This is a genomic window from Gymnodinialimonas ceratoperidinii, assembly GCF_019297855.1.
In the GTDB taxonomy this organism is placed as follows: domain Bacteria; phylum Pseudomonadota; class Alphaproteobacteria; order Rhodobacterales; family Rhodobacteraceae; genus Gymnodinialimonas; species Gymnodinialimonas ceratoperidinii.
Genome location: NZ_CP079194.1, coordinates 2125686 through 2138461 on the forward strand (window position 1 = coordinate 2125686; position 12776 = coordinate 2138461).

Genomic DNA, 12776 nt, shown 5'->3' on the forward strand with positions numbered 1-12776 from the left:
ATAAGCTAATGCTGCAAGCGCGAAATGAACAGGGGGCGGGGCTGGAGAGGCTCGCTTCTGGCCAAAAAAAACCCTGGCACAAGGCCAGGGCTAAGTCATTGAGGCAGGTTTCATACAGGCAAGAAACCTATCGAGCAGTGAGTTCTTTATAAGCAATGACTTGGCCGGAGTCCAACTGAAAAGTTTGCGCCCCATCGCCGCGCCCGATAGCGTCAGCGTTAACGATATCGAGCCGCCGGAGGATTGTTCGCAAATGTCGACGAATTGTTTCAAGAAATGCGCGCTGTCGCTTGTGCTAGGTCTGAGCCTTGGCACCGCGGGCCTAGCCGACCCACAACATGGTGTGGCCATGTATGGGGAACCGGCGCTACCCGCTGACTTCACGCATCTCCCTTATGCCAACCCCGACGCCCCCACCGGAGGGCGGATTGTTACCGGTGAGGTGGGCAGCTTCGACAGTCTGAACCCCCATATCCGCCAAGGCTCCACACCGTGGCAATTGCGGTTCCTCACCTACGAATCGCTCCTCGGGCGTTCCTGGGATGAGCCGTTCACCCTTTACGGGTTATTAGCCGAATCGGTGGACATTGCGGAGGACAACCTCTCGGTCGAATTCGTCCTGCGGGAAGAGGCGCGGTTCTCCGACGGCAGCCCTGTCACGGTCGAGGATGTGATCTGGTCGTTCGAGACACTGGGGACGGAAGGCCATCCCCGGTACCTGGGGGCATGGGGCCGGGTCGACGGTATCGAGGCCACCGGAGAGCGCTCCGTGCGTATCACCCTCGCGGAGCCCGACCGCGAGCTGGCGATGATCATGGGACTGCGTCCGATCCTGAAAGCGGACCAATGGGAGGAGAATGATTTTCTCGAATCCGGGCTCGACGTGATCCCGATCTCTACCGCGCCCTACGTGGTGAGTGATTTCGAGGCCGGGCGTTATGTCTCGCTGACCCGCAACCCGGATTACTGGGGCGCCGACCTGCCGTTCCGGCGCGGCACCAACGTCATCGACGAGATCCGGATGGAGTTCTTCGCCGACGGCACCGCGATGACAGAGGCCTTCACCAGCGGCATCGTGACCACGCAGCGCGAAACTTCGGCGCAGGCCTGGGCCAACGATTACGATTTCCCCCGCGTGCAGGCCGGAGAGGTCATCCTCGCCGAGATCCCGCACCAGCGTCCGTCCGGCATGACCGGCTACGTGATGAATACGCGGCGCCCGCTGTTCATGGACTGGCGTGTGCGCGAGGCGATGATCCAGGCCTTCAACTTCGAGTTCATTAACGCCACGGTAAATGGCGGCGTCGACCCCCGGATCACCTCGCCCTTCTCGAACTCCCCCCTCGCCATGGAGCCGGGACCGGCAGAGGGCCGCGTGCTGGAATTGCTCGAGCCCTTCGAGGCCGAACTCCTCCCCGGAGCGATCGAAGGCTATGCCTTGCCGGTATCGGACGGCTCGGCGCGCAACCGTGACGGCATCCGCACCGCCATCGCCCTGATGGAGGACGCCGGATACACCATCGAAGAAGGTGTCATGACCGGCCCCGACGGCCCCGTGACTTTCGAGATCCTGCTGCAGACCGGCAGCTCCGAGAACGACGCGATCACCAACATCTACACCGAGGCGCTGGAACGGCTCGGCATCGACGTGACCGTGACCCGTGTCGACAGCGCCCAGTTCCGGGAGCGTCGGGACGTCTACGACTACGACATGATCTACTACCGGTGGGGCCTGTCGCTCAGCCCCGGCAACGAGCAGCGCAACTATTGGGGTTGTGAGGCGGGCCTCGTCGATGGCGGGCGCAACCTGCACGGGGGCTGCAACCCGGCCATCGAGGCGATGATCGACGAGATGCTGAACGCGTCCTCGCAGGAAGATTACCGCGCCGCCGTGCGCGCCTTGGACCGGATCCTGATCTCGGGGCGCTACGTTGTTCCGTTCCACCACAACCCGATCAGCCGCATCGCCTATGATGCGGAGCTGAACTATCCGGACTATATCCCGATCTACGGCGACTGGATCGGCTGGCAGCCTGACGTCTGGTGGGTTGAGGAAGAGTAACGGATGGGGCGCGTTGTTCTTGGGGGGCCAGCCCCCCAAACCCGCCGCCGTATTTGAGAAAAGATGAAGAAGGGCGGTCCGTCATGCGGGCCGCCTTTTTTGTTTTGGCTCGTGCCTGGATCAGGCGGGGGGGGGCAGGGGCGGTTGCGTGGGATCCTGACCGTTGGGATAGACCAGACCGGCAGAGATGATCAGTTTGGCCGCGTCCTCCACCGTCATGTCGAGCACAATGGTGTCCTTGACCGGCACGAAGAGCAGAAAGCCCGAGGTTGGGTTTGGCGTCGTCGGCAAGAACACCGAGACCATGTCCTCGGGCGCGCGCTTGGCGATTTCGCCCTTCGCCGAGGTCGAGATGAAGGCAATCGCCCAGATGCCCTTGCGCGGATATTCCACGAGGCAGGCCTTGTCGAAGTTCTGTTGGCCTTGCTGGAGGATCGTCTCTGCGATCTGTTTCAGGCCCGAGTAGACCGTTCGCACCATCGGGATCGACAGCACGAGGCTTTCTGCCCAACGGATCATCGAACGGCCGATCAATCCCTTCGCGATCCAGCCCACGAGCATGGTGAAGACGAGGAACAACACCACGCCGATGCCCCGGATGTTGATCTGGATCCCCGTCCAGTCATTGATCAGGAGCGAGGGGTTGTAGCGATCGGGGATGAAGGGCAGCACCCAGGAGTCGATCCAGCCCGTTAGTGTCCAGATCAGCCAGATGGTGATGCCGATCGGGGCAATCACGATCAATCCCGTCAGGAAGTTCGACCGCATCGCGGTGAACCTGCCACGGCGCGGCGGAGGCGGAGATTGGGGCAATTGCATGGGCGCGGTGGCTCTCGATAAGGCGGCGGGGGCGAAGCTTTGATTTATCTAGGCTGGACAGGGTCTGCAGGCAAGTCGCGGGCCTGATCTAACGTTGCATCTCACGTGCCACGGCAGCGCCCAGGCGCGCGTTGTTGCGCACCAGCGCGATGTTCGAGGTGAGCGTCGCGCCGTCGGTCAGCTCGAAGAGGCGCTGTAGCAGGAACGGTGTCACCTGCTTGCCGGAAATGCCTTGAGCATCAGCCTCGGCCTGCGCTTGTTTGATCAGCGGCGCGAGTGTGGCGGCCGGGATCTCATCGTCCTCGGGGATCGGGTTCGTGACCAGCTGGCCTCCCGGCAGCCCGAGACGCTCTCGCATCAGATGCGCCTTGGCAATCTGCGCGGCACTGTCGGCGCGCAGGGGCGCGGCCAGCCCGCTGTCACGGCTCCAGAAAGCGGGGAACGCGTCCTGGCCATAGGCGAAGACCGGTACGCCCAATGTCTCGAGCACTTCAAGCGTCTTGGGCAGGTCGAGGATCGCCTTGGGGCCCGCAGCGATGACGGACACGGGGGTATGCGCCAGCTCGCGCAGGTCGGCGGAGATGTCGAAGCTTTCCTCGGCGCCTTTGTGGACGCCGCCGATCCCACCGGTCGCAAAGACCTTGATCCCGGCCAGGGCCGCACAGATCATCGTGGCCGCCACGGTGGTGGCGCCGACCCCGCCGTTGGCCAGGCAGGCGGCTAGATCCGCGCGGCTCAGCTTCGAGACGTCTTTGGCCTGTGCCAGTGCTTCGAGCTCATCCTCCGTCAGACCGATGTGCACCCGCCCTTCCATGATCGCGATGGTCGCGGGCACGGCGCCTGCCTCACGGATATCCGCCTCCACCTGGCGCGCGGTCTCGAGGTTCTGAGGGTAGGGCATCCCGTGGGTGATGATCGTCGATTCAAGCGCCACGAGCGGCAGGCCCTTGGCGCGGGCTTCGGTGACCTCGGGCGAAAACGTGAGGGGAAGCGTCATAATGTGTCTCCTGAGACATAGGTGGCTGCGGCCTCGACCGCGGCATTCAAAGCGTCTTCGCGCGATTTTCCGGCTACTTCAGCGGCGATATGGGCTGCCATGAAAGTGTCGCCCGCCCCGGTGATGCGGCGCGCCTCGACGGCAGGCGGCACGGCCGAAAGGCTCGTCTCGGCGCAGGCGTCGATGGCCATTTGCGCGCCTTCGGTCACGAGCACGCGGCGGGCGCCCGCCTCGATCAGCGCGGCGGCGGCGGCGGCGGCATTGGCCGGGTGGCTGTCGGTCAGAAGCCCCGCTTCCTCGCGGTTGACGTAGATCGTGGCACGCGGATGCGACAGCAGGGGCCGCAGGCGGAGCGCCTTGCCGGGCGAGGCAGGCGCAATGCGCAGATCAGCTTCGGCAAAAAGCGGGCTCTCCGCAATATCGTGCAATAGCGCTTCTGTCAGATTGCCATCGAGCGCCACCGGCCCTGCCCAAGGCGCATCCTCACCGGCCAAGCGCCCGTCGGCCAGCGGTGCAAGGATGCGCGCGCCTGCTTTCTCCAGCGAATGGGCATGGGCGATGGCCGCGATCAGCGCGCCCTGCGCTTCGATGGCCATGTAGCGGTCAGTCGGCAGAGACGGATCGACGAGCATATGCGCCACGTCCAACCCCATCTCGGCACAGGCCGCGCGGAGCTGCTGGCCATCGGCATCCTCGCCCACAACAGAAAGCAGCGCCGGGCGCAGCCCGAACCGCGTCAGGGTCATCGCGATGTTCAATGCCACACCGCCGGGAACCCGCGTGATCTGGCCGGGTTTGTCGTTTCCAAGCACCATCGGCGCGTCGCTGCGCCCGATGATGTCCCAGAGCACCGCGCCGATACAAAGAATGTCAGGTCTGTGTTCCATCCGGTCCTCTTGCCTTGACGGCAGCGATCCCGCAAGACGCTCCCTGCTTCATCTTGGCAAATACAACTCATACGGAACGCCCGCACCCGGTCGCGCCCTCAATTACGGCGCATTGACGCTGCACCGCCCTGTCCCTCCCCCCGGCCTAGCCCTCCCGGCCATTCTTGGGGTTGCACAAGACCTCCAAACCTCCTAACAGGCGCTCACTTCTCAGGCGAAGGCGGGCTCCCGGGGCAAATTCCCCGGATCAGGTCCACCGGTTGAGGCATCCGCCTCTGATCCTTCGCCCTACGCGCAAACCGGAAAGGAATATGGCATGGCGCTTCCTGATTTCTCCATGCGTCAGCTTCTTGAAGCTGGCGTTCACTTCGGCCACCAGACGCAACGCTGGAACCCCCGCATGGGCGAGTTCATCTACGGCGAGCGTAACGGCATCCACATCCTCGACCTGACACAGACGCACCCGATGCTGGAGCAAGCGCTTCAGGTCGTGCGCGAGACCGTCGCCAAGGGCGGCCGGATCCTCTTTGTCGGTACCAAGCGTCAGGCCCAGAAGCCCGTCGCCGACGCGGCCGAGCGCTGCGCCCAGTACTACATGAACCACCGTTGGTTGGGCGGCACGCTCACCAACTGGAAGACCGTGTCCAACTCCATCTCGCGTCTGAAAGAGATCGACGAGAAGACGGCGGACGGCTCGCTCGAAGGCCTGACCAAGAAAGAGCGTCTGGGCATGGAGCGTGACCAGATCAAACTGCAGGCCTCGCTCGGCGGCATCCGCGAAATGGGCGGCCTTCCCGACCTGATCTTCGTGATCGACGTCAACAAGGAAGACCTCGCCATCGCCGAAGCCAAGAAGCTCGGCATCCCGGTCGTGGCCGTGGTCGACACCAACTGCTCGCCCGACGGTGTGGACTACATCATCCCCGGCAACGACGACGCGGCCCGTGCGATCGCGCTTTACTGCGACCTGATCTCCCGCGCGGCGCTGGACGGCATGTCCACGCAGCTTGAGACCGCCGGTGTCGACCTTGGCGCGCTGGAAGAGGGCTCTGTCGAAGAGTCGCTCACCGAAGAAGCACCCGCCGAGGAAGCGCCTGCCGCCGAAGCCTGAGGCTCAAGCGTCACGGAACTGACATCAGGGCCCGGTTAAACCGGGCCCAACCCTTTTCAATTTCAGGAGACCCATGACATGGCAATCACTGCAAGCATGGTTAAAGAGCTGCGCGACACCACCGGCGCAGGCATGATGGACGCCAAGAAGGCACTGACCGAGACCGACGGCGACATGGAAGCAGCGGTCGATTGGCTGCGCACCAAGGGCCTCGCGAAGGCCGCCAAGAAGTCCGGCCGCACCGCGGCTGAAGGCCTCGTGGCCGTGTCCGTTTCGGGCAACAAGGGCGTGGCGGTCGAGGTGAACTCCGAGACCGACTTCGTTGGCAAGAACGCCGATTTCCAGAAGATGGTTGCCGGCATCGCCGACGTCGCCATGGGTGTCGACACCGTCGAGGACCTGAAAGCCGCCGATATGAACGGCAAGTCGGTCGAGCAGACCGTCACCGACGCGGTCGCCGTGATCGGCGAGAACATGTCCGTGCGCCGCATGGCTACGCTGGAAGGCGAAACCGTCGTCTCCTACGTCCACAACGCGGCCGCCGAGGGCATGGGCAAGATCGGCGTTCTGGTCTCCACCAAGGGCGGCGATGAAGCCTTCGCCAAGCAGGTCGCGATGCACGTTGCCGCGGTGAACCCCGCCGCGCTGAACGAGGCCGAGGTCGACGCCGATACGCTCGAAAAAGAGCGTCAGGTGCAGATCGACATCGCGCGCGAGTCCGGCAAGCCCGAGCAGGTCATCGAGAAGATGATCGAAGGCCGAATGAAGAAGTACCTCTCCGAGATTACCCTCGTGAACCAGGCCTTCGTGGTGAACCCCGACCTCACCGTCGGTGAAGCCGCCAAGGAAGCCGGTGCCGAGATCACCGGTTTCGTTCGCCTCGAAGTGGGCGAAGGCATCGAGAAAAAGGTCGAGAACTTCGCCGAAGAAGTCGCCAAGACCGCCAAGGGCTAAACGCCTGACCAGTGGACAGAGCCGCGGGGCGGGGGAGCAATCCTCTGCCCCGTTTGCGTTTTGACAAATCGGATCGCGGGCGGCGCAAACGTAGCTTGAACGCAGCAACCAAGGCCGCCCTATTCCGGGCGGCCTTTTTCGTCGCAACGCAGCGCCTTGCCTAACCGCCGCGGCGCTCGATTTCGAGGAAGTGCCGCGTGAGTGAGGCCGGGTTCATCATCTTCCGGGACGTCTGCAGCTGCTTCGTCTGTTTCCGGGGGCGGCCCGTCGTTTCGATCCGGAAAAACTGGATGTTTCGCTCGGAGTCTCTTTTGGAACGTGCGCGATCAAGGATGTTTTTGGTCATGATGGTCTCCCTCCATCCTGTCATTATAGCGCATTTCGGGGTTTGAAACAAAAACAGCGCTGCCCGGGACAGGGGCAGCGCCGTCTTCGGCATCCGCGCGCAAGGGAACGAAGCGCCGGACCGAGCACCTTGGGGGACAGCCAAGGTGTATGCTGAGCGGACGGCGCAGGGGGCAGCTTTGCGCAATCCGTTTCCCCGAAGCGGCGGCGGCCCTTAAAATACGAACCAACCGCTTCGAACCTTCGCGCCGCAGAAGGCGTCCAGGCGGGCTCGGAGGCGGGAAAAATACAACCTCCGAAACCCGGTGTTCCTGGCTGTAATTGCCATCACTCACGGAACATCCTTACTTTGCGATATTCGCGAGCTTCAGGAAAGTTGCGGAAATCCTTACCCGCGGCACGCTTTCGGTAAGATCTCGACGCGCGGCTGCCACCCGGTTCCGGCAGGTCCAGGTGCGTACAGACATCCTGACAGTGAGGGCGGTGCCTCGCTTCCGACCTAGCTCCGGTCGCTCACCGAGCCGGCCATCTGGGGCAGGCGGGGTGTCTTGTCCTCGCGCTCGTCGAGGCGGAAAATCTGGTTCAGGATCGAGGCCTTTCGCACTGCTTGCGCCGTGGTCTCGACGCCCAAGGCATCCCGCGCGCCGCGCAGGTGTTTCTCGATCGTGGCCACGTTCCGCTCCAGAAGCAGGGCGATATCGGCCATGGTTTTGCCATCGGCGACCAGCTCCAGAACTTCGGACTGGCGCGGGGTCAGCAGTTTGCGCTGGCCAGTCGCGGGCAGTTGCAGGATGCACAGGTGCGCCACGTGGCAGATCGTTTCGATGTCTTCGCCGTGTTCGTCCCAGATCGCATCGGCTTCGTCCTGACCCATGCCCTTCTTGACCGCCATCCCGATCCCGGCGTTGGCGTTCTTGATCGCCATGGGAAAGCTAATGGTATAACCGGCCGTGATCCCGTGCTTTTCGTTCATCGCCCGCATGGCCAACTCGCCCTTGGAGGGCGCCTCTTTTGCCATCGCCAGATACACGTCGCGCCAAGAGGCGGCCCCGGTATTCTCCGTCGCCCACCGCATCATCACGCCGTCCCGGAACATGCCGCCGTCGACATAGGCCTCGACATAGTCGGCTGGCATGTTGGTCAGCAGCAAGGCATCCTCGGGGTTGTCGTAGAGCCCCGCACCCCGGAAGGCGTTGAAGCCGTAGAAGACGCGGTCGAAGCCATAGCCTGCAAGAACCTTGGTGTGATGTGACCAGAGGTCTTCGACGGTGGACATTTCAAGGTAGGGGCGGAGGCTTTTCATGGAATGCTACTTTGCTGAAAGGTGGGCGTGCAACGCGCGCAGGGCGAGGGGGTAGCCCTCGGCGCCGAAGCCCTGAATGACGCCCACGCAGACCGGTGCGATCATCGATTGATGACGAAAATCCTCGCGGGCGTGGGTATTGGAAAGGTGCAACTCGACCGTGGGCAATTGCGTGGCGCTGATCGCGTCGCGCAGGGCAATGGACGTATGGGTATAGGCGCCCGCGTTGATCACGACGCCTGCCGTGTCCGTCCGCGCCGCATGGAGCGCATCGACCAGACCCCCTTCGTGGTTGGATTGCTCGAACCGAACCGAGGCGCCAAGGCTCTCTGCCAGCGCTTTGCAGGTGCCCTCGATATCGGCAAGCGTCGCCGCCCCGTAGATATCCGGCTCACGCTCTCCCAACAGGTTGAGGTTCGGCCCGTTCAACACCAATAGCTTCATGCGTCATAATCCTTTGACGTCACTGTATATTCAACGCGTGCCTTGCGTCGAGTCGCGGTTGACGCGAAAGACGGCCTCACGGCTTGGGTTCCGGCATGGCGACGGGGCCGCCCTGTGCTTCCCAGGTAGAGAAGCCCTCGCGCAGATGCGCCGCCTCGAACCCCATGTCTTGCAGCGTTGCCACCGTCAGCGCCGAGCGCCAGCCCGATGCGCAGTGGAACACGTAGCGTTTGCCTTCTTGCCCAAAGACCTCCTTGTAATAAGGGCTTTCCGGGTCGACCCAGAACTCGATCATCCCGCGGGGGGCGTGGATCGAACCCGGAATGAAGCCGCGATTGCGTTCGCGGATATCGCGGATATCCACGATGACGACATCCGGATCATCCACCTTGGCAATCAGATCCGCGGTCTCGATTTCTTCGATCCGGGCGCGGGCGTCGGCCACCATTTGCGCGGCGGTGATCTTCAAACTCATGGTGGCGTCTCCCATTCTGTCGCAGGTGCATGAAGGCACATTGACCCCACGCGCAGGGAGCCGCAACCTGCGCCCGACTGCAAGAGGCGGGCCGGGACGGGGCCTGCAAGGGGGAAGGCCGATGACGTATCAGAAAACCTATGACCGCGCGAGCACCGACCCCGAGGGGTTCTGGATGGAGGCCGCGGGCGACATCGATTGGATGGTCCCGCCGACCCGCGCGTTCGAGCCGAACTCCGGTGTCTATGGGCGCTGGTTCGAAGGCGCGGTCGGCAACACCTGTTACAACGCCGTTGATCGCCACGTCGCCGCCGGGCGCGGTGATCAGCCGGCAATCATCTACGACAGCCCGGTGACGGACACCAAGCGCACATTGACCTTCGCCGAATTGCAGGACGAGGTCGCGACGCTCGGCGCTGTCCTGCACGACATGGGCGTGGGGCAGGGGGACCGCGTCATCATCTATATGCCGATGGTCGCCGAGGCGCTTGTTGCGATGCTTGCCTGCGCCCGTATCGGGGCTGTGCATTCGGTTGTCTTCGGCGGCTTCGCGGCGGCGGAACTCGCCACCCGCATCGATGACGCGGGCGCCTCCGCGGTGTTGACCGCGTCGTGCGGGGTCGAGCCGGGCCGTGTGATAAACTACATGAGCCTCCTGTCGGAAGCCATTGATATTGCGGACAACAAGATCGCCAAATGCCTCGTGCTCCAGCGCGACATCCAACCCTGCGAGTTAACCGAAAACCGTGATCTGGACTGGGCAGAAGAAATGGCGCGCGCCCGGGCAGAGGGCCGCCGCGCCGATTGTGCCGAGGTGGCCGCAACGGATCCGGCCTATATCCTCTACACCTCAGGCACGACAGGTCAGCCCAAGGGTGTGGTACGCGATACCGGCGGCCATATGGTCGCGCTGAACTGGAGCATGAAGAACATCTACGGCGCCAATCCGGGAGAGGTTTTTTGGGCCGCCTCGGACGTGGGTTGGGTCGTCGGGCACTCCTACATCTGCTACGCGCCCTTGCTGGCGGGCTGCACCACGGTCGTCTTCGAAGGCAAGCCCATCGGGACGCCAGACGCCGGCACCTTCTGGCGCGTCATCGCAGAGCATGATGTCAGCGTCATGTTCACCGCGCCCACGGCGTTCCGCGCCATTCGCGGGCAGGATCCAGAGGGAGAATTCGTCAGGAAATACGACATTTCCTGCCTGCGCGCGCTGTTTCTGGCGGGCGAACGCTCGGACCCGACAACGCTGGAATGGGCCGAGGCGCAACTGGGCGTGCCGGTCATCGATCACTGGTGGCAGACCGAGACCGGATGGGCGATCTCCGCGATTCCGATGGGGATCGAGCCGCTCCCGGTGAAACATGGCTCTCCGGGTGTGCCGATGCCGGGCTACGACGTGCAGGTTCTCGATGACGCGGGCCATCCCGTACCCAACGGAACGCTTGGCAATATCGTGGTCAAGCTGCCGCTGCCACCGTCGTGCCTCACGACGCTCTGGAACGCGGAAGAGCGGTTTCATTCCTCCTATCTCAATGAATTTCCAGGATATTATGCCACGTCCGACGCTGGCATCTTGGACGAGGAAGGCTATCTACACATCATGGCGCGCACCGATGACATCATCAATGTCGCCGGACACAGGCTGTCGACCGGCGCCATGGAAGAGGTGCTGGCCGGCCACGACGCGGTGGCCGAATGTGCCGTCGTCGGCAAGGCGGACGCGCTGAAGGGTCAGGTGCCGCTCGGGTTCTTCGTCCTGAAATCGGGCGTGACCCAAGACGCCGAAGAAGTCGCGGCCGAGCTGGTGCAAAAGGTGCGCCAGGACATCGGCGCCGTGGCCGCCTTCAAGCTTGCCGTGGCTGTCAAACGGCTGCCCAAGACGCGCTCGGGCAAGGTTCTGCGCGCCACGATGCAGAAGATCGCGGACGACGAGAGTTACAAGATGCCAGCCGCCATCGACGATCCCGCGATCCTCGATGAGATTACTAAAGTTTTGACCGACAAGGGACTGATCGGATGATTGAACGTATTGAGCCGGGCGTGCGCAGCTCGAAAATCGTGAAACACAATGGCGTGGCGTATCTGACGGGCCAGGTGGGCGAGGGTGCCGATATCACCGAGCAGACCGTCGAATGCCTGCGCCGCGTCGATGCGCTGCTGGAGGAAGCCGGCTCATCGCGTGAGCACATGTTGCAGGTGACGATCTGGCTTGCGGACATGGCGGATTTCGCCGCAATGAACGAAGTCTGGAACGCGTGGGTGCCAGAGGGTCACGCGCCAGCGCGCGCCTGTGGCGAAGCGCGCTTGGCGCGGGACGTGTTGAAGGTCGAGATGATCGTGACGGCGGCCGTCAAGTAAAGGTACGGCGCTCAAGGGTCTGACCTCGCAGGACTATACGACATTTAACATAATCATGATTACTGGCCAAATGGATTGCGTGATATGCGCCTGAGTGACCTCCTCCCTTCCGGCTATGTCGATGCCCATCACCACGTCTGGGCGCCCGAGAGCCTCGGCGAGCAGATCGGCTACGGCTGGCTGCGGGACATCGGTGCGCCGAAGCCTTTCGGTGATCCAACCCCGATCCAGCGTGACTACCTGATGATGGAGTTCCTTGCCGAAGCCTCGGTCGCGCCGCGCGCGTCGATCCACGTGCAGACCGACGGCGCCTTGGCCGATCCCGTGGCCGAAACACGCTTCGTGCAGGCTCAGGCCGACGCCGCCGGTCATGCGGTCAAGATCGTCGCTCTCGTCGACCTGAGCGCGGATAACTTGGCCGATACCCTCTCAGATCACGCTGAGAGCCGTGATTTCTGCGGTGTGCGGCAGATCGTAGCGCGGCTGTCCGACCGCCCGGACCTGAGCTTCGCGCCACGGGACTACCTGTCTGATCCGCAGTGGATCGGCGGCCTCAAGCAGCTGGAGGACCGCGGCCTGACCTTCGATCTCCAGATGTACCCCGAGCAGGCTTCCGCCGCGCTGGAGGCGCTGTCCGCGACCCCTGCCCTCAAGGTCATCATCGACCACGCGCTTTGTCCCTACGATCAGAGTGTCGAGGGGCAAAACCTGTGGGCCGAAGCCGTGTCTCGAATGGCCAAACGGCCGAATACCTACATGAAATTAAGCGGTTGGGGCATGTATGAAAACGACTGGGCCGAGCGCGGAGTCGGGTTTTTCGCGCCGTACATCGATGTGATCTTGAAAGAATTCGGACCAGAGCGTGTCATGTGGGGCAGCAATTATCCCGTCGAGAAGCTCGCTACGCCTTACGAGACGTGCCTTCGAAACGTCGTGGAATACCTGCCGCCCGAGAGCGTCAGTGATGTTTTTTATCATTCTGCGGCAGAGGCTTACGGGTTGAAGCTCACCTAGCGCT

Annotated in this window: 13 protein-coding genes; 6 read left to right on the forward strand and 7 right to left on the reverse strand. The window is 63.1% G+C overall.

Features of this window, described 5'->3' with window-relative positions:
- The first annotated feature begins 253 nt into the window (after positions 1–253).
- On the forward strand, positions 254–2062 hold the full coding sequence (locus KYE46_RS10335; RefSeq protein WP_219000543.1) for an extracellular solute-binding protein: 1809 nt from the start codon (positions 254–256) through the stop codon (positions 2060–2062).
- A 120-nt stretch (positions 2063–2182) separates the two neighbouring features.
- Here the strand turns inward: KYE46_RS10335 and KYE46_RS10340 are convergent, their stop codons facing one another.
- The 3 genes from KYE46_RS10340 to KYE46_RS10350 all read right to left on the reverse strand — a co-directional run bounded on the left by KYE46_RS10340 (position 2183) and on the right by KYE46_RS10350 (position 4765).
- Complete coding sequence (locus KYE46_RS10340; RefSeq protein WP_219000544.1) at positions 2183–2881, reverse strand: DUF502 domain-containing protein; 699 nt, start codon at positions 2879–2881, stop codon at positions 2183–2185.
- 88 nt (positions 2882–2969) lie between these two features.
- Entirely contained in the window at positions 2970–3878 is a 909-nt protein-coding gene (locus KYE46_RS10345) for a pseudouridine-5'-phosphate glycosidase (RefSeq protein ID WP_219000545.1), read from the reverse strand.
- Positions 3875–4765: a PfkB family carbohydrate kinase gene (locus KYE46_RS10350; protein WP_219000546.1), complete on the reverse strand. Its 891-nt coding sequence runs from the start codon at positions 4763–4765 to the stop codon at positions 3875–3877. Before KYE46_RS10350 ends, KYE46_RS10345 begins: the two co-directional genes overlap by 4 nt.
- A 316-nt stretch (positions 4766–5081) precedes the next feature.
- Here KYE46_RS10350 and rpsB point away from each other — a divergent pair, with 316 nt between their 5' ends.
- Positions 5082–5876 (forward strand): 30S ribosomal protein S2, encoded by a 795-nt coding sequence (gene rpsB, locus KYE46_RS10355; protein ID WP_219000547.1) that lies wholly within the window; start codon positions 5082–5084, stop codon positions 5874–5876.
- 78 nt (positions 5877–5954) lie between these two features.
- Complete coding sequence (gene tsf / locus KYE46_RS10360) at positions 5955–6830, forward strand: translation elongation factor Ts (RefSeq protein ID WP_219000548.1); 876 nt, start codon at positions 5955–5957, stop codon at positions 6828–6830.
- Positions 6831–6990: 160 nt separating this feature from the next.
- Here tsf and KYE46_RS10365 read toward each other — a convergent pair whose 3' ends face one another.
- From KYE46_RS10365 to KYE46_RS10380, 4 genes are all read right to left on the reverse strand, one after another.
- Complete coding sequence (locus tag KYE46_RS10365) at positions 6991–7176, reverse strand: hypothetical protein (protein ID WP_219000549.1); 186 nt, start codon at positions 7174–7176, stop codon at positions 6991–6993.
- Positions 7177–7674: 498 nt separating this feature from the next.
- Positions 7675–8478, reverse strand: a complete 804-nt coding sequence (locus KYE46_RS10370; protein ID WP_219000550.1) for a helix-turn-helix transcriptional regulator — start codon at positions 8476–8478, stop codon at positions 7675–7677.
- A gap of 6 nt (positions 8479–8484) precedes the next feature.
- On the reverse strand, positions 8485–8922 hold the full coding sequence (gene aroQ, locus KYE46_RS10375) for a type II 3-dehydroquinate dehydratase (protein ID WP_219000551.1): 438 nt from the start codon (positions 8920–8922) through the stop codon (positions 8485–8487).
- 76 nt (positions 8923–8998) lie between these two features.
- The gene (locus KYE46_RS10380) at positions 8999–9397 is read right to left on the reverse strand and encodes a rhodanese-like domain-containing protein (protein WP_219000552.1); all 399 of its coding nucleotides are present in this window, start codon (positions 9395–9397) and stop codon (positions 8999–9001) included.
- Between the two features lie 121 nt (positions 9398–9518).
- Between KYE46_RS10380 and KYE46_RS10385 the strand changes: the two genes are divergently transcribed.
- The 3 genes from KYE46_RS10385 to KYE46_RS10395 all read left to right on the forward strand — a co-directional run bounded on the left by KYE46_RS10385 (position 9519) and on the right by KYE46_RS10395 (position 12772).
- A complete protein-coding gene (locus KYE46_RS10385; protein WP_219000553.1) occupies positions 9519–11420 on the forward strand; it encodes a propionyl-CoA synthetase in 1902 nt (633 codons plus the stop codon).
- Positions 11417–11758 carry a RidA family protein gene (locus KYE46_RS10390; RefSeq protein ID WP_219000554.1) on the forward strand — a complete coding sequence of 114 codons (342 nt, stop codon included), beginning with the start codon at positions 11417–11419 and terminating at the stop codon, positions 11756–11758. Before KYE46_RS10385 ends, KYE46_RS10390 begins: the two co-directional genes overlap by 4 nt.
- A gap of 84 nt (positions 11759–11842) precedes the next feature.
- Complete coding sequence (locus KYE46_RS10395; protein WP_219000555.1) at positions 11843–12772, forward strand: amidohydrolase family protein; 930 nt, start codon at positions 11843–11845, stop codon at positions 12770–12772.
- Positions 12773–12776 lie beyond the last annotated feature (4 nt).

What these genes read in the sequence shown, in the direction of transcription:
- KYE46_RS10335 (WP_219000543.1), top strand. Translation starts at nt 254, where the DNA reads ATGTCGACGAATTGTTTCAAGAAATGCGCGCTGTCGCTTGTGCTAGGT.
- KYE46_RS10340 (WP_219000544.1), bottom strand. Translation starts at nt 2,881, where the DNA reads ATGCAATTGCCCCAATCTCCGCCTCCGCCGCGCCGTGGCAGGTTCACC.
- KYE46_RS10345 (WP_219000545.1), bottom strand. Translation starts at nt 3,878, where the DNA reads ATGACGCTTCCCCTCACGTTTTCGCCCGAGGTCACCGAAGCCCGCGCC.
- KYE46_RS10350 (WP_219000546.1), bottom strand. Translation starts at nt 4,765, where the DNA reads ATGGAACACAGACCTGACATTCTTTGTATCGGCGCGGTGCTCTGGGAC.
- rpsB (WP_219000547.1), top strand. Translation starts at nt 5,082, where the DNA reads ATGGCGCTTCCTGATTTCTCCATGCGTCAGCTTCTTGAAGCTGGCGTT.
- tsf (WP_219000548.1), top strand. Translation starts at nt 5,955, where the DNA reads ATGGCAATCACTGCAAGCATGGTTAAAGAGCTGCGCGACACCACCGGC.
- KYE46_RS10365 (WP_219000549.1), bottom strand. Translation starts at nt 7,176, where the DNA reads ATGACCAAAAACATCCTTGATCGCGCACGTTCCAAAAGAGACTCCGAG.
- KYE46_RS10370 (WP_219000550.1), bottom strand. Translation starts at nt 8,478, where the DNA reads ATGAAAAGCCTCCGCCCCTACCTTGAAATGTCCACCGTCGAAGACCTC.
- aroQ (WP_219000551.1), bottom strand. Translation starts at nt 8,922, where the DNA reads ATGAAGCTATTGGTGTTGAACGGGCCGAACCTCAACCTGTTGGGAGAG.
- KYE46_RS10380 (WP_219000552.1), bottom strand. Translation starts at nt 9,397, where the DNA reads ATGAGTTTGAAGATCACCGCCGCGCAAATGGTGGCCGACGCCCGCGCC.
- KYE46_RS10385 (WP_219000553.1), top strand. Translation starts at nt 9,519, where the DNA reads ATGACGTATCAGAAAACCTATGACCGCGCGAGCACCGACCCCGAGGGG.
- KYE46_RS10390 (WP_219000554.1), top strand. Translation starts at nt 11,417, where the DNA reads ATGATTGAACGTATTGAGCCGGGCGTGCGCAGCTCGAAAATCGTGAAA.
- KYE46_RS10395 (WP_219000555.1), top strand. Translation starts at nt 11,843, where the DNA reads ATGCGCCTGAGTGACCTCCTCCCTTCCGGCTATGTCGATGCCCATCAC.